Origin of the sequence: Pseudarthrobacter sp. SL88 (genome assembly GCF_026672455.1) — a bacterium.
GTDB lineage: Bacteria > Actinomycetota > Actinomycetes > Actinomycetales > Micrococcaceae > Arthrobacter.
In genome coordinates this window covers 933438-957308 of sequence record NZ_JAPPRD010000001.1, presented here as the reverse complement: position 1 = coordinate 957308, position 23871 = coordinate 933438, and the positions used below count along the sequence as shown (strand labels likewise).

26 protein-coding genes and 1 tRNA gene are annotated in these 23871 nt (G+C 67.2%); 12 read left to right on the top strand and 15 right to left on the bottom strand.

Annotated features, from left to right (window positions below; translation table 11 throughout):
* Positions 1 to 19: 19 nt before the first annotated feature.
* The 5 genes from OVA06_RS04360 to OVA06_RS04340 all read right to left on the bottom strand — a co-directional run bounded on the left by OVA06_RS04360 (position 20) and on the right by OVA06_RS04340 (position 5382).
* The gene (locus OVA06_RS04360) at positions 20 to 790 is read right to left on the bottom strand and encodes an SDR family oxidoreductase (RefSeq protein ID WP_268156576.1); all 771 of its coding nucleotides are present in this window, start codon (positions 788 to 790) and stop codon (positions 20 to 22) included.
* A gap of 36 nt (positions 791 to 826) precedes the next feature.
* Entirely contained in the window at positions 827 to 2224 is a 1398-nt protein-coding gene (locus OVA06_RS04355) for an MFS transporter (RefSeq protein WP_442793574.1), read from the bottom strand.
* Positions 2221 to 2727, bottom strand: coding sequence for a winged helix-turn-helix transcriptional regulator (locus tag OVA06_RS04350; protein ID WP_056075540.1), 507 nt, complete (start codon positions 2725 to 2727; stop codon positions 2221 to 2223). The genes OVA06_RS04355 and OVA06_RS04350 overlap by 4 nt, the downstream gene beginning before the upstream one ends.
* Before the next feature lie 38 nt (positions 2728 to 2765).
* The gene (locus OVA06_RS04345) at positions 2766 to 3929 is read right to left on the bottom strand and encodes a cystathionine gamma-synthase (RefSeq protein ID WP_056075543.1); all 1164 of its coding nucleotides are present in this window, start codon (positions 3927 to 3929) and stop codon (positions 2766 to 2768) included.
* Between the two features lie 67 nt (positions 3930 to 3996).
* On the bottom strand, positions 3997 to 5382 hold the full coding sequence (locus tag OVA06_RS04340; protein WP_056075546.1) for a cystathionine beta-synthase: 1386 nt from the start codon (positions 5380 to 5382) through the stop codon (positions 3997 to 3999).
* A 59-nt stretch (positions 5383 to 5441) separates the two neighbouring features.
* Between OVA06_RS04340 and OVA06_RS04335 the strand changes: the two genes are divergently transcribed.
* Positions 5442 to 6629, top strand: a complete 1188-nt coding sequence (locus tag OVA06_RS04335) for an SLC13 family permease (RefSeq protein ID WP_268156573.1) — start codon at positions 5442 to 5444, stop codon at positions 6627 to 6629.
* Between the two features lie 3 nt (positions 6630 to 6632).
* Here the strand turns inward: OVA06_RS04335 and OVA06_RS04330 are convergent, their stop codons facing one another.
* On the bottom strand, positions 6633 to 7055 hold the full coding sequence (locus tag OVA06_RS04330; RefSeq protein ID WP_261619258.1) for a VOC family protein: 423 nt from the start codon (positions 7053 to 7055) through the stop codon (positions 6633 to 6635).
* 120 nt (positions 7056 to 7175) lie between these two features.
* Here OVA06_RS04330 and OVA06_RS04325 point away from each other — a divergent pair, with 120 nt between their 5' ends.
* Entirely contained in the window at positions 7176 to 8186 is a 1011-nt protein-coding gene (locus OVA06_RS04325) for a DNA-3-methyladenine glycosylase family protein (RefSeq protein ID WP_268156571.1), read from the top strand.
* A gap of 48 nt (positions 8187 to 8234) precedes the next feature.
* Positions 8235 to 8789, top strand: coding sequence for a hypothetical protein (locus tag OVA06_RS04320; RefSeq protein WP_261619260.1), 555 nt, complete (start codon positions 8235 to 8237; stop codon positions 8787 to 8789).
* 27 nt (positions 8790 to 8816) lie between these two features.
* Here OVA06_RS04320 and OVA06_RS04315 read toward each other — a convergent pair whose 3' ends face one another.
* Positions 8817 to 10493: an AMP-binding protein gene (locus tag OVA06_RS04315; protein WP_056075562.1), complete on the bottom strand. Its 1677-nt coding sequence runs from the start codon at positions 10491 to 10493 to the stop codon at positions 8817 to 8819.
* Between the two features lie 102 nt (positions 10494 to 10595).
* Here OVA06_RS04315 and OVA06_RS04310 point away from each other — a divergent pair, with 102 nt between their 5' ends.
* On the top strand, positions 10596 to 10874 hold the full coding sequence (locus tag OVA06_RS04310; RefSeq protein ID WP_261619261.1) for a putative quinol monooxygenase: 279 nt from the start codon (positions 10596 to 10598) through the stop codon (positions 10872 to 10874).
* Between the two features lie 68 nt (positions 10875 to 10942).
* Here OVA06_RS04310 and OVA06_RS04305 read toward each other — a convergent pair whose 3' ends face one another.
* Positions 10943 to 11365 carry a thioredoxin family protein gene (locus tag OVA06_RS04305; protein WP_015937931.1) on the bottom strand — a complete coding sequence of 141 codons (423 nt, stop codon included), beginning with the start codon at positions 11363 to 11365 and terminating at the stop codon, positions 10943 to 10945.
* A 147-nt stretch (positions 11366 to 11512) separates the two neighbouring features.
* On the opposite strand from OVA06_RS04305, the gene OVA06_RS04300 reads away from it, so the two are divergent.
* Together OVA06_RS04300 and OVA06_RS04295 are read left to right on the top strand one after the other, a co-directional pair.
* Complete coding sequence (locus tag OVA06_RS04300) at positions 11513 to 12436, top strand: ABC transporter ATP-binding protein (protein ID WP_261619262.1); 924 nt, start codon at positions 11513 to 11515, stop codon at positions 12434 to 12436.
* Positions 12433 to 13245, top strand: a complete 813-nt coding sequence (locus OVA06_RS04295; RefSeq protein WP_268156568.1) for an ABC transporter permease subunit — start codon at positions 12433 to 12435, stop codon at positions 13243 to 13245. The genes OVA06_RS04300 and OVA06_RS04295 overlap by 4 nt, the downstream gene beginning before the upstream one ends.
* 49 nt (positions 13246 to 13294) lie before the next feature.
* On the opposite strand, the gene OVA06_RS04290 is transcribed toward OVA06_RS04295, so the two are convergent.
* Positions 13295 to 13840, bottom strand: a complete 546-nt coding sequence (locus OVA06_RS04290) for an acyl-CoA thioesterase (protein ID WP_268156566.1) — start codon at positions 13838 to 13840, stop codon at positions 13295 to 13297.
* An 85-nt stretch (positions 13841 to 13925) separates the two neighbouring features.
* On the opposite strand from OVA06_RS04290, the gene OVA06_RS04285 reads away from it, so the two are divergent.
* Positions 13926 to 14660 carry a potassium channel family protein gene (locus OVA06_RS04285; RefSeq protein ID WP_268156564.1) on the top strand — a complete coding sequence of 245 codons (735 nt, stop codon included), beginning with the start codon at positions 13926 to 13928 and terminating at the stop codon, positions 14658 to 14660.
* Between the two features lie 348 nt (positions 14661 to 15008).
* On the top strand, positions 15009 to 16025 hold the full coding sequence (locus OVA06_RS04280) for a LysM peptidoglycan-binding domain-containing protein (RefSeq protein ID WP_268156562.1): 1017 nt from the start codon (positions 15009 to 15011) through the stop codon (positions 16023 to 16025).
* A gap of 96 nt (positions 16026 to 16121) precedes the next feature.
* Here the strand turns inward: OVA06_RS04280 and OVA06_RS04275 are convergent, their stop codons facing one another.
* From OVA06_RS04275 to OVA06_RS04265, 3 genes are all read right to left on the bottom strand, one after another.
* A complete protein-coding gene (locus OVA06_RS04275; RefSeq protein ID WP_045729515.1) occupies positions 16122 to 16547 on the bottom strand; it encodes a CBS domain-containing protein in 426 nt (141 codons plus the stop codon).
* Positions 16548 to 16745: 198 nt separating this feature from the next.
* Positions 16746 to 16827: transfer RNA gene (locus OVA06_RS04270), tRNA-Tyr, on the bottom strand.
* A 179-nt stretch (positions 16828 to 17006) separates the two neighbouring features.
* Positions 17007 to 17261 (bottom strand): hypothetical protein, encoded by a 255-nt coding sequence (locus OVA06_RS04265; protein WP_056075580.1) that lies wholly within the window; start codon positions 17259 to 17261, stop codon positions 17007 to 17009.
* 186 nt (positions 17262 to 17447) lie between these two features.
* Between OVA06_RS04265 and OVA06_RS04260 the strand changes: the two genes are divergently transcribed.
* On the top strand, positions 17448 to 17939 hold the full coding sequence (locus OVA06_RS04260; RefSeq protein WP_056075583.1) for a YajQ family cyclic di-GMP-binding protein: 492 nt from the start codon (positions 17448 to 17450) through the stop codon (positions 17937 to 17939).
* 177 nt (positions 17940 to 18116) lie between these two features.
* On the opposite strand, the gene htpX is transcribed toward OVA06_RS04260, so the two are convergent.
* Entirely contained in the window at positions 18117 to 18986 is an 870-nt protein-coding gene (gene htpX / locus OVA06_RS04255) for a zinc metalloprotease HtpX (RefSeq protein ID WP_268156560.1), read from the bottom strand.
* A 28-nt stretch (positions 18987 to 19014) separates the two neighbouring features.
* Entirely contained in the window at positions 19015 to 20286 is a 1272-nt protein-coding gene (locus OVA06_RS04250; RefSeq protein ID WP_268156558.1) for an MFS transporter, read from the bottom strand.
* A 116-nt stretch (positions 20287 to 20402) separates the two neighbouring features.
* Here OVA06_RS04250 and OVA06_RS04245 point away from each other — a divergent pair, with 116 nt between their 5' ends.
* The 3 genes from OVA06_RS04245 (at position 20403) to OVA06_RS04235 (ending at position 23187) form a co-directional block, all read left to right on the top strand.
* Complete coding sequence (locus tag OVA06_RS04245) at positions 20403 to 20888, top strand: Fur family transcriptional regulator (RefSeq protein WP_268160631.1); 486 nt, start codon at positions 20403 to 20405, stop codon at positions 20886 to 20888.
* A gap of 7 nt (positions 20889 to 20895) precedes the next feature.
* Positions 20896 to 22377 carry a catalase gene (locus OVA06_RS04240; RefSeq protein ID WP_268156556.1) on the top strand — a complete coding sequence of 494 codons (1482 nt, stop codon included), beginning with the start codon at positions 20896 to 20898 and terminating at the stop codon, positions 22375 to 22377.
* Between the two features lie 174 nt (positions 22378 to 22551).
* The gene (locus OVA06_RS04235) at positions 22552 to 23187 is read left to right on the top strand and encodes a DUF2461 domain-containing protein (protein WP_268156554.1); all 636 of its coding nucleotides are present in this window, start codon (positions 22552 to 22554) and stop codon (positions 23185 to 23187) included.
* Between the two features lie 3 nt (positions 23188 to 23190).
* Here OVA06_RS04235 and OVA06_RS04230 read toward each other — a convergent pair whose 3' ends face one another.
* On the bottom strand, positions 23191 to 23790 hold the full coding sequence (locus OVA06_RS04230) for a TetR/AcrR family transcriptional regulator (protein WP_056075597.1): 600 nt from the start codon (positions 23788 to 23790) through the stop codon (positions 23191 to 23193).
* Positions 23791 to 23871 lie beyond the last annotated feature (81 nt).

Genomic DNA, 23871 nt, shown 5'->3' with positions numbered 1-23871 from the left:
GGGGAGGAGACCCGGGCACCTACGCCGAGAAGCCGCCGTCGGCCTTGATCAGCTGTCCCGACACCCAGCGGCCCGCCGGCGACAGCAGGAACGCCACGGTCCCGGCAACATCGGCGGGGGTTCCCAACCGTCCCGTAGGCTGGCGCGCAATTCCTGCCTCGCGCACCTCGACGGACATCCAGCCGGTATCCACGGGGCCGGGATTGAGGACGTTCGCGGAAATGCCCTGGGGTCCCAGCTCGCGTGCAGCGGCAATCACAATCCGGTCCAGTGCTCCCTTGGACGCGCCGTAGGGCAGGTTGAAGGCTGTGTGGTCGCTGGTCAGCGCAACGATCGCGCCGCCGTCGTCCGTTGCCTGCCGTGCGAACGCGGCGATCAGCTGCCAGCTGGCCCGGGTGTTGACGGCAAAATGCCGTTCAAAGGATTCGACGCTGGTATCGAGGATGCCGGAGTCCACGGACTCGGCGTGGCTGAGCACGAGACCCTGCAGGGGGCCGGCGAGCTCGACGGCCTCAGCGACCAGGCGATCCGGCACTGCCGGATCCTGCAGGTCCGCTGACAGGACGTGGACCTGGGCGCCAATGGCCTCGAGCTCGGCGGTCAGCCGGACTTCGTCCTCGGGATCACTCCCCCACGGCATCCGGCCGTCGTAGTCCTGCCAGCCGGCCAGCACCAGGTCCCAGCCGTCGGCCGCGAGCTGGCGGGCGATCCCGGCGCCGATGCCGGCCAGCCGGCCGGCACCCGTCACCAGCGCGACGTTGCGGGCAGGGACCGGAGCCGTGGTTTCCATGCGTCCCAGCCTAGTCGCGCCGGGCCAGCACCCCGTTTACGCCGCTACTTGTTCCGCGCCGGCCTGCGCTTGTCCGGCGCCGCGGTGCTTCCGGATGGTGGCACTGATGACGGCGGCGATGGTGCACATGGCAGCGGCACCCAGCCACGCATAGGTGTAGTGCCCGGTGGCGTCGCGGAGCGCACCTGCGGCCAGCGCTGCAGCCGCGGCCCCCAACTGGTGCGCCGCGAACACCCAGCCGAACACCACGCTGCCGTCCGCACCAAAGGTTTCGCGGCAGATGGCGGCCGTAGGCGGCACGGTAGCCACCCAGTCCAGGCCATAGATCACCACGAACACGATCATGCTGGGCTGGACCTCGGCGCTGAGCAGCAGCGGGAGCACCAGCAGGCCGATGCCGCGGAACTGGTAGTAGACGGCCAGCAGGATGCGCGGGTTGAACCGGTCCGTGAGCCACCCTGAGGCGATGGTTCCGAGGATGTCGAAGATCCCGACGACGGCCAGCAGCCCCGCGGCGGTGGTTTCCGGCATGCCGTGGTCGTGCGCAGAAGGGATGAAGTGGGTGCCGATCAGGCCGTTGGTGGTGGCACCGCAGATCGCGAACCCGGCAGCCAGCGCCCAGAACGTACGCACCTTGCTGGCACGGCGCAGCACCTGCAGGGCGCGGGCGGCAGCGTTGGCGCGCTTGCCGGCGTCCGCCGCAGGCTGTGCATGCGGTGCTGTTGGTGGCTGTGCTGCTGCAGGTTCGGCGCCGAAGGGCAGCACGCCGGCTTCAGCAGGCGAGTTCTTGAGGAACTTCAGCACCAGCGGCACCACGGCAAGCGCACCGGCGGCGATCAGCAGCGAGGCCTGCCGCCAGCCCGGGTCCTGTGCGAGCATGGCGATGAACGGCAGGAAGACCAGCTGGCCCGCCGCGCTGCCGGCCGTCAGGATGCCGATCACCAGGCCGCGGCTCCTGGTGAACCAGGTGTTGGCGATGGTGGCGGCGAAGACCAGTGCCATGGAGCCGGTGCCCAGGCCGATCAGCAGTCCCCAGGTCAGCAGGATCTGCCAGGACTGGTTCACCAGGACGGTGAGGGCGCTGCCCATGCCGATCAGCACCAGTGCCGTCGCCGTCACGGCCCGGACGCCGAAGCGTTCCATCAGGGCCGCGGCGAACGGTGCCGTCAGGCCGAACAGGACCAGGTTGATGCTGACCGCCGCGGACAGGACAGTGGTACTCCAGCCGAATTCCTGCTGCAGCGGGACCATGAGGACACCCGGGGCTGCCCGGAAACCTGCTGCGCCCACCAGGGCGAGGAAGGCCACGGCCGCCACGATCCAGGCGGGGTGCAGCCGGCGGGGAGGACGTGCCTGCTCCGCGCCGTTGGGGCGTTCCGGGGCATCGGCCGCCTGCTCGTCGGGGGCGGCCGCTTCGTCGGGCAGGGTGCTCAGGCCGCGGTTCCGTTGTGGCTGGCGGTGGCAAGGGCCAGGGGCGTGGCGGACCGTGTCTGGCTGTGCCAGCTGGTGTTGGCGGCGGTGAGCTGCTGGCCGCAGGCCGTGCAGGTGTCGGCGGACGTGGTGCGCTGCCCGCAGTCCGAATGGACAACGAACATGTGGGCCTTCTCCGATGGCGCCGGCAGGTGCTTCTCCGACCAGATCGTCACGGCATTCAGTACCGGGAGTACGTCCTCGCCCTTGGAGGTGAGGACGTACTCCTGGCGGGTTCGGCCGCCGTCGTCGTAGGCCTGTTTGGTCAGCAGCCCGGCGTCGACCAGGCCCGCAAGGCGCTTGGTGAGCACCGAGTCCGCCGCCTCCAGGCGGGCCTTCATGGCATCGAAGCGGCCGTTGCCGAAGAAGACCTCGCGGAGGACCAGGATGGTCCAGGGGTCGCCCAGGACGTCCAGGCCGCGGGCCATGCTGCAGTTTCGGCGGGACCAGTCGGATCGAAGGGGCATGCCCGAAAGGCTAGCTGACTTCTTTCAAGAAAGCCAGACTACGGGATCGAGGCGAAAGCCTGCTCCAAATCAGCCACCAGGTCCTCTTTGTCCTCGATGCCGCAGGACAGGCGCAGCAGGTTCACCGGCACGGCGAGCTCAGTGCCCTTGACCGAAGCGTGCGTCATTTCGGATGGGTAGTTCATCAGCGATTCGATGCCGCCCAGGGACTCGGCCAGGGTGAACACCGAAGTGGATTCGGCCACCTTCCGGGCAGCCGCCTCGCCACCCTTGAACTGCACCGACACCATGCCGCCGAAGCTCCGCATCTGCTTCCTGGCCAGCTCGTGGCCGGGGTGGGACGGCAGGCCCGGGTACAGGACGGCTTCCACCTCGGGGCGTTCCAGCAGCCACTCGGCCACGGCCTGGCCATTCTCGCTGTGGCGGTCCATCCGCACGCCCAGGGTCTTCAGGCCGCGGGTGGTGAGGAACGCGTCCATCGGCCCGGACACCGCACCCACGGCGAACTGCACGAAACCGATCTTCTCCGCCAGTTCCGCGTCCTTGACCACGACGGCGCCGCCCACCACATCGGAGTGGCCACCGATGTACTTCGTGGTGGAGTGGACCACGACGTCGGCACCCAGGGCGAGCGGGTTCTGCAGGTAGGGAGACGCGAAGGTGTTGTCCACCACCAGGAGGGCACCGGCGTCGTGCGCTATCTCCGCGAGCGCGGCGATGTCCGTGATCTTCATCAGGGGGTTGGACGGGGTCTCCACCCACACGAAGCGGGTCTTGTTGGCGGCGACGGCGCTGCGGACGGTGTCCAGGTTGGCCATGTCCACCGGGGTGTTGCCGATGCCCCAGTCACCCAGCACGCGGCTGATCAGTCGGTACGTCCCGCCGTAGGCATCGTTGCCGAGCACGATGTGGTCACCGGGCCGGGTGAGGGCCCGGATCAGGGCGTCCTCCGCGGCCAGGCCTGAGCTGAAGCTGTAGGCGTGGGTTCCCAGTTCGAGTGCCGCCAACTGTTCCTGCAGGGCGTCCCGGGTGGGGTTGCCGCCGCGGCCGTACTCGTAGCCGGCACGAAGGTTGCCGATGCCGTCCTGCGCGTACGTGGAACTGAAGTGCAACGGCGGAACCACGGCGCCGGTGCGCGGCTCGAAGGCCTGGCCGGCGTGCACCGCGCGGGTGTTGAAACCTTGGTTTTCCTGCAGGGACATGGTGCTCCTTCGTGTGTCTGGTTTCGACAGGCCCAACCACCGCAGGCGGCCGGGCCAACCGCCGGGATTAGTTGCTGAGGTACGCCAGAAGGTCGTGCCGGGTGAGGATGCCGATGGGGGCGCCCACGAACGTGACCATGACGGTGTCCACGTCGGAGAGCAGCTCGCGGGCTGCCGAGATGCTTTCCAGCGATCCGATGACGGGCAGCTTGGGGCCCATGTGTTCGGCGATCTTGTCCGTCAGTTTGGCTTCGCCGCGGAAGAGCTTGGCCGTCAGGGTGCGTTCGTCCACTGCGCCGAGGACCTCGCCCATCACCACGGGGGGTTCCTGCGAGAGCACCGGGATGTGGCTGACGCCGAACTCGTTCATGATGTTGATGACGTCGCGGACCGACTCGTTGGGGTGGATGTGCACCAGGTCCGGCAGTTCACCGTTCTTGGACTTGATGACCTCGCCCACGGAGGTTTCCTCGCCGCCGGCCAGGAAGCCGTACGAGCGCATCCATTGGTCGTTGAAGATCTTGGCCAGGTAGCCGCGCCCGGAGTCGGGCAGGATGACGACGACGACGGCTGACTCGGGGAGGTCCTTCGCCGCCTGCAGGGCGGCCACCACGGCCATTCCCGACGAGCCGCCCACCAGCAATCCTTCTTCGCGGGCCAGCCGCCGGGTCATGGCGAAGGAGTCTGCGTCGGTGACGGCGATGACCTGGTCCGGGATGGTCTTGTCATAGTTGGCCGGCCACATGTCCTCGCCCACGCCCTCGACGAAGTACGGCCGGCCGGTACCGCCCGAGTAGACCGAGCCCGACGGATCCGCTCCGATGATCCGGACCACGCCGCCGTCGGACTCGGGACGGCCCGCCGAAACCTCCTTGAGGTAGCGGCCGGTGCCGGTGATAGTGCCGCCGGTGCCTGCCCCGATGACCACATGGGTGACCTTGCCGTCGGTATCCTGCCAGATCTCCGGACCGGTGGTCTTGTAGTGGCTGCCCGGCGCTGCCGGGTTGGAGAACTGGTCCGGTTTGTAGGCGCCCGGCGTTTCGCGGACCAGCCGGTCCGAGACGCCGTAGTAGCTCTGCGGGCTGTCCGGCGGCACGGCGGTGGGCGTCACCACAACTTCGGCGCCGTACGCCTGCAGGACCGCCCGTTTGTCCTCGCCCACCTTGTCCGGGACGACGAAGATGCACTTGTAGCCCTTTTGCTGTGCCACGAGTGCCAGGCCCACGCCGGTGTTGCCGGAGGTGGGTTCGATGATGGTGCCGCCGGGCTGCAGCTTGCCTTCGCGTTCGGCGTCCTCGACCATCTGCGCCGCGATGCGGTCTTTGATGGATCCGCCGGGGTTCAGGTACTCAACTTTCACCAGGACGGTGGCCCTGATGCCCTCGGTCACGTGGTTGAGTTTGATGAGCGGCGTGTTGCCGATGAGGTCCAGGATGGACTGGGCGTACTTCATAGGTATAAAGCTACCGCTTCCTGCACGCGCCACCCGGCCGGGGGTGCGACGATAAGGCGGTGAAGCAGTTCGCATGGGCCAAGGCTGCCCGCAGTTACCTGCTGCCCGGTGCCGCGCTGGCGGCAGGCCTGGCAGCCCTGGCCACAGGCATACTCCCCCTGCCGGCGTTCAGTGAGCTGGCCGGACGCACGGTGCCCATCCTGGGCTTTGTCCTGGCCATGTCCCTGGTCACCGAACTGGTGGACGAGGCCGGGCTGTTCCGGGCCGTGACCGGAAGGCTCGCAGCCCTGGGCCGGGGCAGGGTGTTTACCCTATGGCTGCTGGTGATCGCGCTGGCCACCGTATCCACGGTGTTCCTGTCCCTGGACACCACCGCGGTGCTGGTGACGCCGGTGGTGGTCCTCCTGGCCATGCATGCCGGAATTCCGCCGCTGCCGTTCGCCCTGACCAGCATCTGGCTGGCCAATACGGCCTCGCTGCTGCTGCCCGTCTCCAACCTGACCAACCTGCTGGCCCAGGAGCGGCTGGGATTCAGCCCGGTGGAGTTCGCCGGGCTGGTGTGGGCACCGGCAGTGGTGGGTTTGCTGGTCCCCCTTGTCCTGCTGTGGCTGGCGTTCCGGCGCGACCTCCGGGGGCGGTACCGGCCACGGCCCGTCCGCCCGGCCCGGGACCGGACCCTGCTGGCGATGGCCGCGGCCACGCTGCTGGTGCTGCTGCCGGCGCTGGTGTCCGGCCTGCCGGTCCAGTACCCCGCCCTTGCCGCAGCGGCTTTCCTCATGGCTGTCTTCGCATGGCGCCGGCCGGCGGCATTGAAGTGGTCCATGGTGCCGTGGCGGCCCCTGATGCTGACGGCCGGGCTGTTCATGCTGATGGAAGCCCTGCATGCCAACGGCCTCACCGCCCTGCTCGACGGCGTGGCAGGTTCCCGGGAAGACCTTCCCGCGCTCCTTCAGCTGGCCGGCGTTGGGGCGGGCGCTGCGAACGTGGCCAACAACCTGCCGGCCTACCTCGCCCTGGAGCCCGTGGCGGACTCCCCCGCCCGGCTTGCCGCGCTCCTGATCGGGGTCAACCTTGGGCCGCTGGTCAGCCCGTGGGCATCGCTGGCCACACTGCTGTGGCACGAGCGGCTCCGCGTTCTGAACGTCCCCGTCAGGTGGGGCGGCTTCGCGCTGGCCGGGATCGTGGCGGTGCTGCTGACACTCCCCCTTGCCGTCCTGGCACTGTGGTCCGTGTCAGGGATGCACTGAGCCTCAGGCGCCCCCTGCCGGCTGGCCGGCCTCGCCGGTTTCGTTGGCGGGAAGGTTTTCCCACAGCCCCAGCACGTTGCCTTCGGTGTCCTTGAAGTAGGCGAAGTGGCCCATGCCCGGGATGGTTTCCTTGGCCCGCACCACCGCTCCACCCAGCGATTCGACGGCCTTGAGGGTGGCATCGATGTCCGGGACGTCCACGGTGATGACGGGTGAGGCCAGGTCCGCCTCCCGGTCCATCATGCCGCCGTTGATCGCTCCGGGTTCCGTTGGCCTGCCCGAGGAGTCCATCGGCGTGGTGGTCACGTTGGTGTAGTAATCCATTCCCGGCACCGGTTCCAGTGTCCAGCCCAGGGCCTGCCGGTAGAACTCTGCCGCCCGTCCGCGGTCGTCCGCGGGGATTTCGAAATGCACTACTCCGCCCATGGCAATTTCCTGCCTTTCCCGGCCGGGCGCGGCGTCTCCGCGCCTCACGCTGGATTCTAGTCCGGCCCGTCCCCACTGGTAAGGGGCCGCCTTGTCGCAGGGCCGTGGGACGATTAAGGCATGACCATCGCAGCAGCACCTTCCCGGCTTGCCGCCGGCGCGGACGTGTCCCTGTGCTGGTACCCGGAGGGCTCCTACAGCCTGGCCCGAACCCTTGGCCCGCTGCTGCGCGGCCACAGCGACCCCTCCTTCAGCGTCCAGGGAGACGTCATCTGGAACGCGTTCACCACGCCGGACGGGCCGGCCACGCTGCGGCTCAGCCCGGTAGGAGGTACTGCCGCCGGGGCGCACGACGACGGCCCCCGGGTCCCTGCCCGGGTGGACGTCCAGGCGTGGGGACCGGGCGCCGAACTGGCGGCACGGGCAGCTCCCCGGCTGATGGGCGCAGAGGACGACTGGTCCGGCTTCGACGAGCCGGACTTCCACGCCACACTGCCCCGGATGGTCCGCGAAGCCCGGCGGCGGAGCCAGGCGCTGCGGCTTCCCGCCAGTGGCCGGATGGTCGACCAGCTGGTGCCCATCATCCTGGAGCAGAAGGTCACCGTCATTGAGGCCCGGCGGGGGTACCGGTACCTGGTGCAGCGATACGGAACGCCTGCTCCGCCGGCCGGCACGTCAACACCCAAGGGTCTGCTGGTGCCGCCCACGGCCACGCAATGGCTGCAGGTTCCCAGCTGGGAGTGGCACAAGGCCGGTGTCGGACCCCAGCGTTCGGCCACGGTCATGCGGGCGCTGCGCTCCGCCGTCGCGCTTGAACGGCTGGCCGGGCTGCCTGCAGCCGAGGCAGGCCTGAAGATGCAGACCATTCCGGGCATCGGAATCTGGACGGCGGCTGAAGTGGTGCAGCGGACCCATGGCTGCCCGGACTCCATCGCCGTGGGTGACTACCATTTGGCGGCCTACGTAGGGGCAGCCCTGACCGGACGCCGGACCGACGACGCCGGAATGCTCCGCCTGCTCGAACCCTGGAACGGGCAGCGGCAGCGGGTAGTACGGATGATCCAGAGCACCGGCTTCCGCAAGCCGACCTTCGGCCCCCGGATGACCATCCAGGACCACCGCGGGCACTAGCCACCGGACTCAACGCTTAGGCGGCACTCAGATGGGTAAGGTTTCCGGATGGATGCGGCAACGAATGCGACCCCCGGTACCAACGAGCCCGAAGAGGACAGCCATGTCCAGCTTCAACTGGCCATCTTCGACGTCACCCGGGATGCGGAAGGCAACGACCTCGAGGAGATCAAAGAGAGGCTCCGGGCAGAATTCGCCCGCCGTGGCGTCCAGTCCCCGCCAGCCACCTGGCTGGACTCGGTGGCGTCCGCCGCGTTCTACGGGAAGCCATACATCGTCGACCTCCCCTCCGCCCTGGCCGCTGATGATGCGGTGCCCGCGCCCACCGGGGACGTGAGGGAACAGCTCGAACTGCGGCGGGAACTCCGGAACGAAAAGCTGCCCCCGGGCACCCTCCCCGCCGCCTCCGAATGGAAGTTGTCGCCGGACGAAGTCACAACAGCGGGATCCGCCCCATCATCAGGCGGGCCTCCCGCCCACAGCCCGGAAAAAAGCGCCGCCGGCTTCCGCCCGCTGCTCGTGGCAGCCACGCTCGCCGCCGCCGTCGTCCTGGCGTTTGCCGCCGCGCGGGCATCCCGCCGGGGTGCCCGCGGGGCAAAGTAGGGCTGCGCCGCAGGAACGGCAGAAGGGTTACAGGCCCAGCCGGGCCACCGCCTCCTGCCGCATCTCCACCTTGCGGATCTTCCCCGAGACCGTCATGGGAAAGCTGCTGCGGATCTCGACGTAGCGGGGCACCTTGTAGTGGGCCAGCTGCCCGCGGCAGAAGTCGGCCACCGCCGCGGCATCCAGCGGTTCGGCGCCGGGCTTGAGGATGATGCAGGCCATCAGTTCCTCCCCGTACTTTTCGTCCGGCACACCGATCACCTGGACGTCCTGGACCGCCGGGTGGGTATAGAGGAACTCCTCGATTTCACGGGGGTAGATGTTCTCGCCGCCGCGGATCACCATGTCCTTGATCCGGCCCTCCACCAGCACGTACCCGTCGGCATCCATCCGGGCGAGGTCTCCGGTGTGCATCCAGCCCTCGGCGTCGATGGCCTCCGCGGTCTTGTCCGGCTGGTTCCAGTACCCGTCCATCACCGCGTAGCCGCGGGTGCAGAGTTCGCCGATCTCCCCGCGCTCCACCACCGCGCCGGACACGGGGTCCACGATTTTGCTCTCCAGGTGCGGCATGGTCCGGCCCACCGTTTCGGTCCGGTGCTGCAGGGTGTCGCCCTTTCGCGTCATGGTGGACACCGGCGACGTCTCGGTCATGCCGTAGCAGATGGCCACGTCCGTCATGTTCATGTCCGCGATGACGTGGTTCATCACCTCGATGGGGCACAGCGAACCCGCCATCACCCCGGTGCGCAGGGTAGAGAGGTCGTAGGAGGCGAAGTCGGGCAGCGCGAGCTCGGCGATGAACATGGTCGGCACCCCGTACAGGGACGTCCCGCCGAAATCCTGTACCGCTTCCAGCGCCGCGGCCGGCGAGAACCCGCGGCCCGGGATGATGGTGGCGGCACCGTGGCTCAGGGCGTTGAGGTTGCCGATCACCATCCCGAAGCAGTGGTAGAACGGCACCGGGATCACCACACGGTCGTGCTCGGTGTAGCCCAGCAGTTCCCCGATGGCGAAGCCGTTGTTCAGGATGTTGTGGTGCGTGAGGGTGGCTCCCTTGGGGAACCCCGTGGTGCCGGAGGTGTACTGCAGGTTGATGGGATCGTGCGGATCCAGTTCCGCCATCCGCGCCTTCAGGGCGGAGTGCCCGACGGCGTCAGCCCGCTTGAGCAGCTCGGCGTACGTCAGCTCGGCGTCGCTGAGCGGGGACACGGCGTCGTCCACGTCCCCGCCCGGAACCGGCAGGAACACCAGTTCCCGCAGTTCCGGGGAGCCGGCGAGCGCCTTCCGTGCCATGGCCACATAATCGCTGTTGGTGTCCGAAGGCGCGGTCACAAGCGTCCGCATCCCGTTCTGTTTCACCACGAATTCAAGCTCGTGGCTGCGGTACGCGGGGTTCACGTTGACCAGGATGGCTCCCACTTTCGCGGTGGCGTACTGCAGCAGCGTCCATTCGGCGCAGTTGGGACTCCAGATGCCCACCCGCTCCCCCTTGGCCACGCCCAGGGCGAGGAGCGCGCGGGCCAGCCGGTCGACGTCGTCGTTCATCTTGCTGTAGCTCCAGCGGCGCGCGTCGGCGCCCGGTACCGGAGCCGCCTCGATCAGGGCATCGTGGTACGGGAACCTGGCGGCCACCCGCTCGAAGTTCGAGCCGATGGTCTCCTCGAGCAGCGGAACGTCAGTGTCCCCGGCTGTGTAAGCACGCATGCAGGCACGCTACCAACAGGGCGGCGGCAATGACAGCATCCGGATCGCATGTCCGCCGCAACACGGCGGGAAGCGGCGCCGCTGCCCGGTATTGTGAAAGCCATGAGTGCACCGATCGACCTGCAGGCAACGTTCATCCCCAACGAGGGCGAGTTCTTCCGCGTGAAGCTGGCCCTGGAAATCGCCATCGACGAGGTGGTGAACGAGCCGGGCTGCATCCGCTACGAACTGACGGAAGCCACTGAGGAAAAGCTGGTGCTGACCGAACAGTGGGCTTCGGAGGAGGACCTGGAGAAGCATTCGAAGGGCACCGCGGTGCAGGACCTCAACGAATCGCTGAGCGCACTGCTGGCCGAGCCCGTCAAGGTGGAACGCATCTAGCAGGCCATTGAAACCAAAAGAGCGGGACCTCCCACAGGGAGGTCCCGCTCTTTTTGTTTAAGGATTCTTTACAGGTCCGGGATCTGCGAGCCGTCCTGGGGCCCCGAGGGCTTGGCTGCGGCTGAAGCCTCTTCGCGCTGCTTGGCCACGTGGGCATGGACTTCCTCCATGTCCAGGGCCTTCACGGCGTCCACCACCTGCTCCAGCTGCTGGGCGTTCAGCGCGCCGGGCTGGGAGAACACCAGCACCTTTTCGCGGAAAGCCATCAGGGTGGGGATGGAGGAAATGCCTGCCTCCGCGGCGAGCTGCTGCTCGGCTTCGGTGTCCACCTTGGTGAAGAGGACATCCGGGTGCTTCTCGGAAACAGCTGAGTACGTGGGCCCGAACTGCTTGCAGGGGCCGCACCATTCCGCCCAGAAGTCGACCAGGACAATGTCGTTGCCTTCGATCGTCGATGCGAACTGTTCACCTGTGATGTCAAGGGTAGCCATGGAACAACGGTACGCGTGATGCCGCCGCCGTGCTGGGCTGTTCGCTGGACGCGTCATCGGGAATAACCCGGCCCTGCGCATGTACACAGCCGCTCCGTGGGCCTACCCTGTGGTCATCAGCCCCGCAGCGGCACCCGGGAGGGCACCATGGACATCGCGGTATCCGCGCATTCCCTGACCAAGAGCTTCGGCCGCCGCGAAGTCCTGCACGGCGTCGACTTTGAGGTGCAGGCGGGCAGTGTTTTCGGTGTGATCGGCCCCAACGGCGCGGGCAAGACCACCACCATGCGCTGCCTCCTGGACATCATCCGGCCCAACGGCGGTGAAGTGCGGGTCCTGGGCCAGGACCCCCGGGCGGGCGGGCCGGACCTGCGCCGCCGCATCGGCTACCTCCCGGGCGAGCTCTTCCTCGAAGGCAGGGTGACAGGGCGGAAGCTGCTGTCCCACTACGAGGCGGTCAGCGGACCTGTGCCGCCCGGCAGGATTAATGAACTCGCGCAGCGGCTGGACCTCGACCTGGACCGGCACACCCGCAAGCTGTCCAAGGGCAACAAGCAAAAACTCGGGCTGGTGCAGGCCTTCATGCACCAGCCGGAACTGCTGGTGCTGGACGAGCCCACCAGCGGGCTGGACCCCCTGATCCAGCAGGAGTTCCACGCCATGCTGCGCGAGGCCCGCCGCAACGGCCAGACCGTTTTCCTCAGCTCCCACGTCCTCAGCGAGATCCAGCAGACCGCTGACACGGTGGCCATCCTCCGCGACGGCCGCATCATCGCCGTGGAATCCGTGACCGGGCTGCGGGAAAGCGCAGTGCGGCACCTCCGCTTCACGGCCTCCCACACAGCGGCGCCCGACGCCGTTGCGCTGCTCACGGCGGTGCCAGGCATCGGGAACGTCGAGGTGCTGGAGTCCAACGGCGGCGTCACCCTGTCCGCGGTCCTCGAAGGCGCCATCCAGCCGCTGCTCCATGCGCTGGGACGGCTTGAGCTGACCGATCTTGTGCTGGAGGAGCCCGACCTTGAGGAGTCCGTGCTGAAGATGTACGCCATGCCACGGAAGGAAGTCCGGTGAGGCATCCCGCGGGTACCACGCTTCCACTGTTCCGGCGGGCCTTCGTCGACTCGTGGCGCTCCACCCTTGCCTGGGCCGCCGGGCTCGCTGCGGCGGCGTTCCTGTATCTCCCGCTCTACCCCTCCATCGGCGGCAGTGACCAAATGCAGGAAATGATCAACGCCCTGCCGGCGGAGATGACCCGCGCCCTGAACTACGACCAGATCGCCTCCGGGCCCGGTTACGCGCAGGCCACTTTGTTCGGGCTGATTGGTTTCCTTCTCATGAGCATCGCCACCGTGGCCTGGGGCGCTGCTGCCGTGGGCGGCGATGAGGAGTCGGGACAGCTCGAACTGACCCTGGCCCATGGCGTGCGGAGGGTGCAGGTGGTCCTGGAACGCGCGCTCGCGCTGCTGTTGCGGGTGCTGGTGCTGGCCGCCCTGGCTTTCGTCATCGTCTCCCTGCTGAACGGCCCCTCGCAGCTGGACATCGATCCTGCCAACCTCTTCGGTACGGTGGTGCTGTTCGCCGGGCTTGGCCTGCTCACGGGGACCTCGGCGCTGTTCGCCGGTGCGGCGACCGGACGCCGCACGTACGGACTCGCGGCCGGAGCGGCGGTGGCGGTGCTCGGATACGTGTTCAACGCCGTTGGCAGGCAAAGCCCGGACGTTGAGTGGTTGCTCAAGGTCAGCCCCTACCACTGGGCCTACGGCAACTCCCCCATGGTCAATGGGGCCGACTGGGCCTCGGCCGGGTGGCTCTGGGGCATTTCCGCGGCACTGGTGGCGCTGGCCGCCGTCGCCCTTGAACAGCGCGACGTCGGCGCGTAGCAGGCACCGCTCATTAGGACCCGTTACGGGCTGGCGTCAGGGCCGGTGGTTATGCCCAGGTGTGTGGAGCCGGCGTGCGGCTGCCGGGCAACTGGCTGGATTCGCGCCATTCGTGGATCCACTCGGGCAGCACCAGGTCCGCGGGCGGCTGGCCGAACTCGCGGAGGATCTCCTCCTGGCTGACCGGACCGGACCTGCTGACCAGCCGGGTGGCGATGTAGGCACGCGCGTAAATTTCGCCGCCGGCCACCATCCGCTGCTCAAAGAAGATGGCCTTGGTGTCCAGCCCGATGATCCGGGTCTCGATGGTGTACTGCTGCCACAGCTGCAGCGACTTCCGGAAGGCAATGGTCTCGGCCGCCACCACGGGGCTCCAGCCACGTCGCCGCATCCGCTTCCACACGCCGCTGCGCACCATCAGGTCGAACCGGCCCAGGTCCATGAGGGACAGGTACATGCCGTTGTTGACGTGCATCGCGATATCGATGTCCGTGGGCAGGACCCGCAGCGGCAGCGAAGCACTGTCCCATACGGTGAGCGGACGGCGGCGGGCTGAACGGAACAGCAGGAGCAGGGTCCTCAGGAGAAGGTGCATGACTCGATGTTACCCGCTGGTAACTTTACTGGAGCGGCGCGGTCTGGAGGTCACTGAAGCCGGCCGTGCACGTAGGATTTCCAGCATGACGCACCAACGCTACCGGGACCTGGCGGAATGGCCGCTGATGGGCACTGCGCTCATCTTCCTGGCAGCCTACGCGTGGCAGGTGATCGGCCGTCTTGAAGGCAGCGGCGCGAGCTGGCTGGAAGCCGTCATGTGGGCCACCTGGATAGTGTTTGCCGTCGACTATGCGGCCAACCTGTGGCTGGCACCCCGACGGTGGGACTGGTTCGTCCGCAACCTCCACGAACTGCTCATCGTGGCCCTTCCGTTCTTCCGGCCGCTGCGCCTGCTCCGGCTGGTCACGCTGCTGTCCGTGCTCCACCGGACGGTGGGCGAGACCCTGCGGGGCCGCGTAGTTACTTACGTGGCCGGTTCCGCGGGAATGCTCATCTTTGTGGGTGCGCTCGCCGTCCTGGACGTGGAGCAGTCGGCACCGGACGCCAAGATTGTCACCTTCGGGGACGCGCTCTGGTGGGCCATCACCACCATCACCACCGTGGGCTACGGCGACCTCTACCCGGTGACCCCGATCGGCCGGTTGGTGGCGGCCGCGCTGATGATGAGCGGAATTGCGGTGCTCGGCGTGGTCACCGCATCGATTGCTTCGTGGCTGGTGCAGCGGGTGGAGGACACGGCGGAGTCAGTGGCCGAGGCCGTCGAGGAACCCGTCCGCGCCGAGGTTGCGGAGCTGGTGGCCGAGATCTCCGCACTCCGCCGGGAAATCGCTGAGCTGAAGGAAAACCGGACCGTCTAAACGGTGCCCGCAGATATGCGGCGGCCGGTTCCTGAGTACGCGGGCCGGCGGCGGCCAAGTAGCCGGCTGGAAAAGTCGGGTAAGTCCTACTGATGCCGGGCTGTTCCCCGGGTTCCTAGACTCGGGACTCCTAGGAAAGAACCACGCACCGGCGGTTCCCCGGGTTTGCTCCCCCGGGCCCTCCGCCGCCACAAGGAGCCCCCCGCATTTTCTGGGTATGCGGCCGGCCTCATCGCACGCATCGCGCGGCCCCCGCTATTGGCGGCCACGGCGCGTCAGATCTTAATCCTTGCTGCCGCCGCCGGCATTTTGCGCCCGGCCGGCGGGAGCGCACCCGGATGGGCCACCATGAACCAGCCGTATGTCACCACCGATCCCAGCAGCAGAAGCTTCGCCACCGACGAACCCCGCGACACCATCACGCCCGGCCGCCCGGCTATCAGCAACAGGCTCTGGGCCGGGATGGCAACTGCGGCAGTAGTGGCGGCTGTGGGGGTAGGAGCCTTAGCAGGACCGTCCACCCCTGTCGCAAGTTCGCCGACTCAGGGCACGACGGCGGCCGGCCAGGTTGCCAACGCCGCACCTGCAGCGCAACCCGCCGCTGCCGGGGAGGCGCATGCCGCTCCGTCGGGGCAGGTTTCCCCGGCTGCCGCGCCGGCACCCCCGGCCGGGGCTGCCGCGGCCCCCGCCTCCGCACCCGGTCCGGTCCCCGCGCCGGCTCCCGAGCCCGTACCTGCACCTGCACCTGCACCTGCGGCCGATTCCAATCGGTACACGGTGGTGGCGGGCGACACCGTCGGCGCCATTGCCGGCAGGTACGGCGTCGAGATGAACGCCATGCTGGCCGCCAACGGTCTGGGTTCCTACAGCATCATCGTTCCCGGGCAGGTTCTCGTGTTGTCCGGTCCCGCGGTGGCTGTGCCTGCGGCTGCTCCCGCGGCCAGCCCTGCAGCAGCGCCGGCACCCGTCGCCGCTGCACCGGCACCAGCACCCGTTGCCGCACCGGTTGCCGGGCCCGTTGCGCCGGCCGCCCCTGCTGTCCGCACCATCTATGTTGCCGGCGCCGGCGGGCAGTCCATGGTGGATGCCTGCATCGGCCCCATCCACTACACCCCGAACGACGGCTACTCGCTCTTCATCACCGAGCACGACTTCTGCGGCGGCTGGGCAAGGTTCTCCGGCATCGGTGTCGGCGAGACCGTGAGCATCCCGGGCTACGGGACGTACAAGGTGACGGGCCGGGGCCAGGTTCCCAACCCCGGTACCACCAATGACGTCATCGCCGTTTTCGGCGGCTTCCCCCGGGCCATCCTGCAGACCTGCATTCCGGGAACCAGCCAGATGCTGGTGATTGCGCTGAACTGACGGGGCTTAGAACCCGACGGGTTCTCAGAAGCTTGTCCGCGGGCCCGGACCTTGAGGGTCGGGATCCGCGGACAAGGCCATGAAATGGTGAGCCGGCTACACCCCGTGGCGCTCCGAAATGTGTTCCACCAGTTCGCCCACACGGTGCTCGGAGTAGTTCCGGGCAATGTCACCCTGGCTGATGATGCCGACGAGTTTATGGTCGGCGATTACCGGAAGCCTGCGGATCTGGTGCTTTTCCATCATGTCGATGGCAGCATCCACGTTGGCGTCGGCGTCGATCCAGTGCGGCGTGCCGGAGGCGAGCTCGCGGGCCATCACCTGCCCCGGGTCCCGGCCGGCGGCCACGCACTTGAGCACGATGTCGCGGTCGGTGATCATGCCTTTCAGCTTGCCGTCGTCGCCACAGATGGGCAGCGAGCCGCAATCCATGTCCCGCATTGTCCGGGCAGCTTCCACGAGGGACTCATTTTCCTTGATACATCGCGCATCAGTGGTCATGAATTCGCGTACAGCACTCATTGAATCCTCCTTCATCGATGGAATATCGACGCAGGGCATCGGGGCACGTGCGCCGATGGTGCCAGACTACGCCCGGTCCAACACGGATGTCGACGGCGGGCTGCCGCGGCGGATCAGGCGTCAGCTGAAGCGGGAGAAGGTGTCCCGGGGAACGAAAAAGCCTCCGGAACCTGTTGGTTCCGGAGGCTTCTCCTTGGGTGGCAGATGAGGGATTCGAACCCCCGTAGGCGTTGCCAGCTGATTTACAGTCAGCCCCCTTTGGCCGCTCGGGTAATCTGCCGAACTTCATAAGAAGACCCAGGCTACAGTCTGCGAAACACACCTTTTCTGTTTCCAGTCCGGTCCGTTCCGCTTCCAGTAACCGCGGGCAAGACAACTTTACAGAACTTCCGCCCAAGAATCGAATCGGGTGGCCGGATGCCCCGGAAAGCCCGGAACGGCGCGGAAAACGGGGGCGCTTCAGGCCTCGCCCGCGATCCTTCCGGCCAGCCTGGCCTCAAACTTGATGGCCTGTTCCTCGGTGATCTGGTTCAGCTGCACGGCCCGCAACAGGTCCTCGCTGACTCCTGCCATCCGCGAGGATGCGTCAGCCACCGGGCTGAAGACGATGGACGCTGCGACAGCTGCTGCCGCTACGGACGTTGCTGCCGTTGCCACTGCTCCTGCAGCCGCCGAAGTAGTCCGGGTGACGTAACTGACGGCCTTGCGGTGCATGGTGGTTCCCTTCGCGACTTTCCAACACATACAACTGTTCCCACCCCGCCTTCGTTCCCTCAGGGTGTCCGCTGAGAGGGAACTGTGAATCTTCGGCCCCCCCGGCGGGAAGCAACCGTACTAGTCTGGAATGCAGTGAATAGTGCCCTGTCCGCGGACGGGGCTCCAGCCGGAATAAGGAGAGTCATGGCAGGCGAGTCAACGTTCGACGTCGTAAGCAAAGTGGACAAGCAGGAAGTGGCCAACGCCCTGAACCAGGCACAGAAGGAACTGGCCCAGCGCTACGACTTCAAGGGCGTGGGGGCCGAGGTGGACTTCAGCGGCGAGAAGATCCTCATGAAAGCCAACTCGGAAGAGCGCGTCCTTGCCGTGCTGGACGTCCTCCAGTCCAAGCTGATCCGCCGCGGCATTTCGCTGAAGTCCCTGGACACCGGCGAGCCCTACCCCTCGGGCAAGGAGTTCCGCCTGGAATCCACCATCAAGGAGGGCATCGCGCAGGACCTCGCCAAGAAGATCAACAAGATCATCCGCGACGAAGCACCCAAGTCCGTCAAGTCCCAGATCCAGGGTGACGAGCTGCGCGTGACTTCCAAGTCCCGCGACGATCTTCAGGCCACCATGGCGCTGCTGAAGGATTTCGACGAAGCCGACCTGCAGTTCGTGAACTTCCGCAGCTGAACATCCAGCGGCCCATGCAGCTGCCGTTATCGACGCGCAGAATGTCCTGCCGCTGCGCACAAAGGCCGGCGCACCCCTATCCCGGGGCGCCGGCCTTTTGCGCGTCATGGACTGATTCGCGCGTCGCCAACCAGGCGGTCAACTGCGGCAGGCAGGCGTCCGACTGCGGGACGCCGGCTACTGCAGCGGCCGGCCGGCCATGCGTTCCAGCCGCGCGATCCGGTCCCGCATGGGCGGGTGGGTGGCGAACAGTTTGTTCATGCCACCGCCGCGGAACGGGTTGGCGATCATCAGGTGGGAGGCATTGACCAGCCGCTGGTCCGGCGGCAGCGGAACCATGGTGACGCCCCGCTCGATCTTTGCCAGGGCTGAGGCGAGCGCCAGCGGATCGCCGGTGAGCTGCGAACCGTCCTCGTCGGCGTCGTACTCCCTGGTGCGGGAGATGGCCATCTGGATCAGCGACGCCGCAAAGGGCGCCAGCAGGGCCATGGCGATCATGGCCAACGGGTTGGTGTTGCGCCGGTCGCCGCTGCCGAAGAAGAGCAGCATCTGGCCCACCGAGGTGATGACGCCCGCGACGGCGGCAGCCACCGATGAGGTGAGGATGTCGCGGTTGTAGACGTGCATGAGTTCGTGGCCCAAAACGCCGCGGAGTTCGCGGGCATCCAGGAGCTGCAGGATGCCTTCGGTGCAGCAGACGGCGGCGTTCTGCGGATTGCGGCCGGTGGCGAAGGCGTTGGGGTTCATGGTGGGTGAGACGTAGATCCGCGGCATGGGCTGGTTGGCCCGGGCGGACAGTTCCCGCACTACCTGGTACAGCTGCGGCGCCTGGGCTTCGGAGACCTCGAAGGCCTGCATGGAACGGATGGCGATCTTGTCGCTGTTCCAGTAGCCGTAGAACGTGGTGCCGACTCCCACGAGTGCCATGATCCAGATGGGCGCCGAGCTGCGCGTCCCGGCCCCGATCAGTGCGCCCAGAGCCAGCAGGACTGCCCAGAGCACGCCGAACAGTGCCGCGGTCTTGAGCCCGTTGTGATGTTTGTGCACGATTCCTCCTTACTAAGGGAACGGACCGCTACGGAGCCGGGTTCCGCGCATCGTAGCGGCGGAAACCCGGCTGCAGCTTCGCCGCGGTCCAGGCCCCTGCAATGCAGAGCAGCCCGCCGAAAAGCAGCACCCAGCCCTCATTGAGGATCTTCGTTGCGCCGCCGGCCAGGAGGTCGCCAACCCGCGGCCCGCCAGCCACCACCACGATGAACACTCCCTGCAGCCGGCCGCGCAGGTGGTCCGGCGTGGCGGCCTGGAGGATGGTGTTACGGAAAACGCTGCTGACCGAGTCGGCCACGCCCGCCAGAACGCAGCACAGCGCTGCCGGCAGCAGCCACGGCGTGGCCGTTTCGCCGTCCGCCCTGCCGGCGAGGAGCACCACCAGGCCGAATCCTGCGATGGACGCACCCCAGCCCATCACGGAGAAGACCACCGCGGTGCCCTGGGCGCGCACGGTGCCCAGCGGCCCGGAGAACAGGCCGGCGAGGAAGGCTCCGACGGCGGTGCACGCGAGCAGGATGCCCACCGTCGCCTCGCCGCCGCCGATCATCAGCGCGGCGACGGCGGGGAGCAGGGCGCGAGGCTGGGCCAGGATCATGGCCACCAGGTCGATCACAAAGGTCATCCGTAGGTTGGGCCGGGTTCCCAGGAAGCGGAACCCCTCGATGACCGACCTGACGCCCGGCTTGCTGCGGGCACCTGCCGGGGCCAGGGGCGGGAGCCGGTACACGGCCCAGAGGACGAAGGCGAAGCTCGCGAAGTCGATGGTGTAGGTCCAGCCGAAGCCGACCCAGGCCACCAGGACGCCGGCCAGGAGCGGGCCGGCGGTCATGGCGAGGCCAAACACCAGCATGCTGAGGGCATTGGCAGCGGGCAGGAGTTCCTTGCGGATCAGCATCGGGATGATGGCGCTCCGGGCGGGCTGGTTGATGGCCTGCGCACCGCTCTGCAGCGCCACCAGCAAATAGAGCACCCAGACGTTCCCCACGTGCAGCCAGGACTGCAGCGCAATGAGCCCGGTGGTCAGCCACAGCACGCTGGTGGCCAGCAACGCCACCTTGCGCCGGTCATGCGAATCCGCGATGGATCCGCCCAGGAGGCCGCCGATCACCAGGGGAACCAGCGCGAAGATGCCCAGCAGGCCCACGTAGAAGCTGTCCTGGGTCAGCCGATAAACCTCGAGGCTCACCGCCACCAGGGTGAGCTGGCTGCCAACGGCAGAGACCGCCGAACCCAGCCAGAGCCGGCGGAACTCCGGGCTTTCGCGCAGCGGTGTAATGTCGGCCAGCAGTTTCCCCACCCTGCCACAGTAGTGGGCTGCCCCCGCCCGGCCGGCAAAACCGCAGGTCCGCCACGCTTTGAAAGTAAGCCACGCCTTATTGTGAGATAGTCAAAATAAGTGGTCTAATGGGTTCCATGACGGAACACTTTGACGGCCAGGACGCTTGGGCTGCAGCCCTGCGTGCCCACGGCCGCAGGGTGACCAAGCAGCGGCTCGCTGTACTCGCCGCCGTCGAACGCCACCCCCACTCCCCCGCCGAAAGCATCCTGGCTGCAGCCCGCACCGAGCTTCCGGAACTGACGGCACAGTCCGTCTACGTGGTGCTCGGAGACCTGACGGACCTGCACATGCTCCGCCGGTTCGAGCCTCCCCACTCCCCCGCCCTCTATGAAACGCGGGTGGACGACAACCACCACCACGCCATCTGCATCAGCTGCGGGCGGGTGGAGGATGTGGACTGCGCCGTGGGCCACGCCCCGTGCCTGACCCCGCGCTGGGACGAAAAGTCCAAGCCGATGACCATTCAGATCGCCGATGTCATGTACCAGGGCATCTGCCAGGACTGCCAGCAGTCCCAGAAACAAACTTTCAATCCTCCCCTGCAGATCAACGAGAAATAGGAGAACAATGACTGCCATTTCGACCACCCAGTCAGGTGCACCGGTTACGTCCGACGCCCACTCGAAGTCAGTTGGTGCCGACGGTGCCATCATCCTGACTGACCACTACCTGGTGGAAAAGCTCGCCCAGTTCAACCGCGAGCGGGTTCCGGAGCGCGTAGTGCACGCCAAGGGCGGCGGCGCATTCGGTACGTTCAAGGCCACCGAGGACATCTCCAAGTACACCAAGGCCGCGTTCCTGCAGCCGGGCGCCGAGACCGAGATGCTGATCCGCTTCTCCTCCGTTGCCGGCGAGAACGGCTCCCCCGACACCTGGCGCGACCCGCGCGGCTTCGCCGTGAAGTTCTACACCAGCGAGGGCAACTACGACCTCGTGGGCAACAACACCCCGGTGTTCTTCATCCGCGACGGCATCAAGTTCCCGGACTTCATCCACTCCCAGAAGCGCCTGCCGGGCACCCACCTGCGCGACGCCGACATGCAGTGGGACTTCTGGACCCTGTCCCCCGAGTCCGCCCACCAGGTCACCTGGCTGATGGGTGACCGCGGCCTGCCGGCCTCCTGGCGTGAAATGCAGGGCTACGGCTCGCACACCTACCAGTGGATCAACGCCGAGGGCGAGCGTTTCTGGGTCAAGTACCACTTCAAGTCCAACCAGGGCGTGAAGAACATGACTTCCGACGAGGCCGAAGCACTGGCCGGTTCGGACGCGGACTTCTACATCCGCGACCTGCACGAAAACATCGAGGCCGGCAACCTGCCCTCCTGGGACCTGCACGTCCAGGTCATGCCGTACGAGGATGCCAAGACCTACCGCTTCAACCCGTTCGACCTGACCAAGGTCTGGCCGCACGCTGACTACCCGCTGATCAAGGTGGGCACCATGGAGCTGAACCGGAACCCGGAGAACTACTTCGCGCAGATCGAACAGGCCACCTTTGCGCCGTCGAACTTCGTGCCGGGCATCGCCGCATCACCGGACAAGATGCTGCAGGCCCGCATCTTCTCCTACGCTGACGCCCACCGCTACCGCGTTGGCACCAACCACGCCCAGATCCCGGTGAACCAGCCGAAGATCGAGGTCAACAACTACAGCCAGGACGGCCAGGGGCGGTTCCTGTTCAACGCACCTTCCGTTCCGGTGTACGCCCCGAACACCTTCGGCGGCCCGGCTGCAGTTGAGCCGCAGAACACGGCCGGCGGCTGGGAGAACGACGGCGAGCTGACCCTCGCCGCGCACTCCCTGCACGCTGAGGACGGCGACTTCGTCCAGGCCGGTGCGCTGTACCGCGAGGTCTACGACGAAGCCACCAAAGCCCGCTTCCTCGAAACCATCACCGGTGCCGTGGGCGGCGTAAAGCGCTCCGACATCAAGGAACGCGCCATCCAGTACTGGACCAACGTTGACGCCGAGCTCGGCGCCAAGCTGCGCGCCAACCTGGGTGCCGCGCCGGTTTCCGACGCCGAAGCAGCCAACAAGATCGGCTAACACGCCGGCATCGGGGCAGGTCCCCGGTTCATGCATGAAGGGAACACCCCGCCACGGACTCTTCCGGGCGGGGTGTTCCGCGTTTATCAACATATGCGCCGGCGCCTTCCGCGTTGTGCACATACGGCCGCCGGTCCGCTGTTCCCCGGTGCCTGCCGGCCCTAGGCTCCGTACATGGACACTTTCGCAGGGATTCCGCCGGAAGCCTTCCGCTTCTATGGGGAACTCGAAGACAACAACAACCGCGAGTGGTGGCTGGAGCACAAGTCCACCTACGATTCCGCGGTCCGCGAGCCGCTGGAGCTGCTCCTGGCCGGGCTTGAGCCCGAATTCGGGCCGGCCAAACTGTTCCGTCCCTACCGGGACGTGCGTTTCTCACAGGACAAATCCCCGTACAAAACGGCCCAGGGCGCCTTCGCCACCCGGCAGGAAGGGGTGGGCTTCTACCTTCAGGTCAGCGCCGACGGGCTGCTGGTGGGCGGCGGCTACCACTCGCACACGCCTGCCCAACTGGCCCGGTTCCGGGCCTCAGCAGATGCCTCTGCCAGCGGGGCCGGGCTGCAGGACATCGTGGATTCACTGGCCGGGGCCGGGTTCGCCATTGAGGGCGAGAAGCTCAAAACAGTCCCCCGGGGTTTCAGCAAGGACCATCCGCGTGCGGAGCTGCTCAAGCACAAGTCGCTGTCCGCCGGGGTTGGGCTGGGGCAGCCCGGGTGGGCATCCACGACGGCGGCCAGCGAAGAAATTGCCCGCAGGTGGAGGGAGCTGCGTCCCCTGGTGGAGTGGGTGGGACGGTACGCGGCCCCGTGACGCCTACTGCCCGGTGGCCGCCAGCCGGGTCTCAAGGTTGTTGAAGAACACCGTCAGCATCAGTTCGAAGGCCCGGGTGGCGGCCTCGGGCTCGTTCATCACCACGAAGTCGAACTGCAGCCCGTAGAACGTGGACGTGAAAAGCCGGGCGTCGGTATCCGCGAATTCTTCCTCGATGCCCTGCACCATCAGCCAGTCGCGCGTCTGGTGGTGCAGCATGCGGAAATGCTCCCGGGAGGTGCCGCGTGGTTCCGCCGCCACGATGTCCTGGGCTGCGGCCTCGAACTCCAGGCGGGTCAGGTGCCGGTTGCGCTGGGCCATGGTCCACTGCCAGGAATCGAGGAGGAAAGCACGCCATGCTGCACGGTCGATCTCACGCACGTCGGTGCTGCGCAGCCGGTCCAGCCTGGACTCGATGGACACCACAATGTCGCTGATCAGCTGGTCCCTGCTGCCGAAGTGGTACACCAGCACGTAGGAACTCATGCCCAGCCCCTCGGCCAGGCTGCGGAACGTCAGCTGGGTGAGGGTCTTGTCCATGAGATAGTCCTGGATGGCGCCCAGCAGTTCGGCTTTGCGTTCGGGTCGTGTGGGGCGTGCCATTTATTCATCCTAAGAGCGGGCTCCATCCCGGAGCGGAACATGCGAATGCCCGCCCGGACGGCAGCCGGGCGGGCATTGGCA

Coding starts and splice junctions, on each gene's coding strand:
- OVA06_RS04235 (WP_268156554.1), top strand. CDS start 22,552: ATGGACACTTTCGCAGGGATTCCGCCGGAAGCCTTCCGCTTCTATGGG.
- OVA06_RS04265 (WP_056075580.1), bottom strand. CDS start 17,261: ATGCACCGCAAGGCCGTCAGTTACGTCACCCGGACTACTTCGGCGGCT.
- OVA06_RS04345 (WP_056075543.1), bottom strand. CDS start 3,929: ATGTCCCTGCAGGAAAACCAAGGTTTCAACACCCGCGCGGTGCACGCC.
- OVA06_RS04260 (WP_056075583.1), top strand. CDS start 17,448: ATGGCAGGCGAGTCAACGTTCGACGTCGTAAGCAAAGTGGACAAGCAG.
- OVA06_RS04315 (WP_056075562.1), bottom strand. CDS start 10,493: ATGCGTGCTTACACAGCCGGGGACACTGACGTTCCGCTGCTCGAGGAG.
- OVA06_RS04285 (WP_268156564.1), top strand. CDS start 13,926: ATGACGCACCAACGCTACCGGGACCTGGCGGAATGGCCGCTGATGGGC.
- OVA06_RS04290 (WP_268156566.1), bottom strand. CDS start 13,840: ATGCACCTTCTCCTGAGGACCCTGCTCCTGCTGTTCCGTTCAGCCCGC.
- OVA06_RS04280 (WP_268156562.1), top strand. CDS start 15,009: ATGAACCAGCCGTATGTCACCACCGATCCCAGCAGCAGAAGCTTCGCC.
- OVA06_RS04330 (WP_261619258.1), bottom strand. CDS start 7,055: ATGGGCGGAGTAGTGCATTTCGAAATCCCCGCGGACGACCGCGGACGG.
- OVA06_RS04305 (WP_015937931.1), bottom strand. CDS start 11,365: ATGGCTACCCTTGACATCACAGGTGAACAGTTCGCATCGACGATCGAA.
- OVA06_RS04300 (WP_261619262.1), top strand. CDS start 11,513: ATGGACATCGCGGTATCCGCGCATTCCCTGACCAAGAGCTTCGGCCGC.
- OVA06_RS04245 (WP_268160631.1), top strand. CDS start 20,403: ATGACGGAACACTTTGACGGCCAGGACGCTTGGGCTGCAGCCCTGCGT.
- OVA06_RS04230 (WP_056075597.1), bottom strand. CDS start 23,790: ATGGCACGCCCCACACGACCCGAACGCAAAGCCGAACTGCTGGGCGCC.
- OVA06_RS04340 (WP_056075546.1), bottom strand. CDS start 5,382: ATGAAGTACGCCCAGTCCATCCTGGACCTCATCGGCAACACGCCGCTC.
- OVA06_RS04275 (WP_045729515.1), bottom strand. CDS start 16,547: ATGAGTGCTGTACGCGAATTCATGACCACTGATGCGCGATGTATCAAG.
- OVA06_RS04320 (WP_261619260.1), top strand. CDS start 8,235: ATGGATGCGGCAACGAATGCGACCCCCGGTACCAACGAGCCCGAAGAG.
- OVA06_RS04350 (WP_056075540.1), bottom strand. CDS start 2,727: ATGCCCCTTCGATCCGACTGGTCCCGCCGAAACTGCAGCATGGCCCGC.
- OVA06_RS04360 (WP_268156576.1), bottom strand. CDS start 790: ATGGAAACCACGGCTCCGGTCCCTGCCCGCAACGTCGCGCTGGTGACG.
- OVA06_RS04325 (WP_268156571.1), top strand. CDS start 7,176: ATGACCATCGCAGCAGCACCTTCCCGGCTTGCCGCCGGCGCGGACGTG.
- OVA06_RS04310 (WP_261619261.1), top strand. CDS start 10,596: ATGAGTGCACCGATCGACCTGCAGGCAACGTTCATCCCCAACGAGGGC.
- OVA06_RS04240 (WP_268156556.1), top strand. CDS start 20,896: ATGACTGCCATTTCGACCACCCAGTCAGGTGCACCGGTTACGTCCGAC.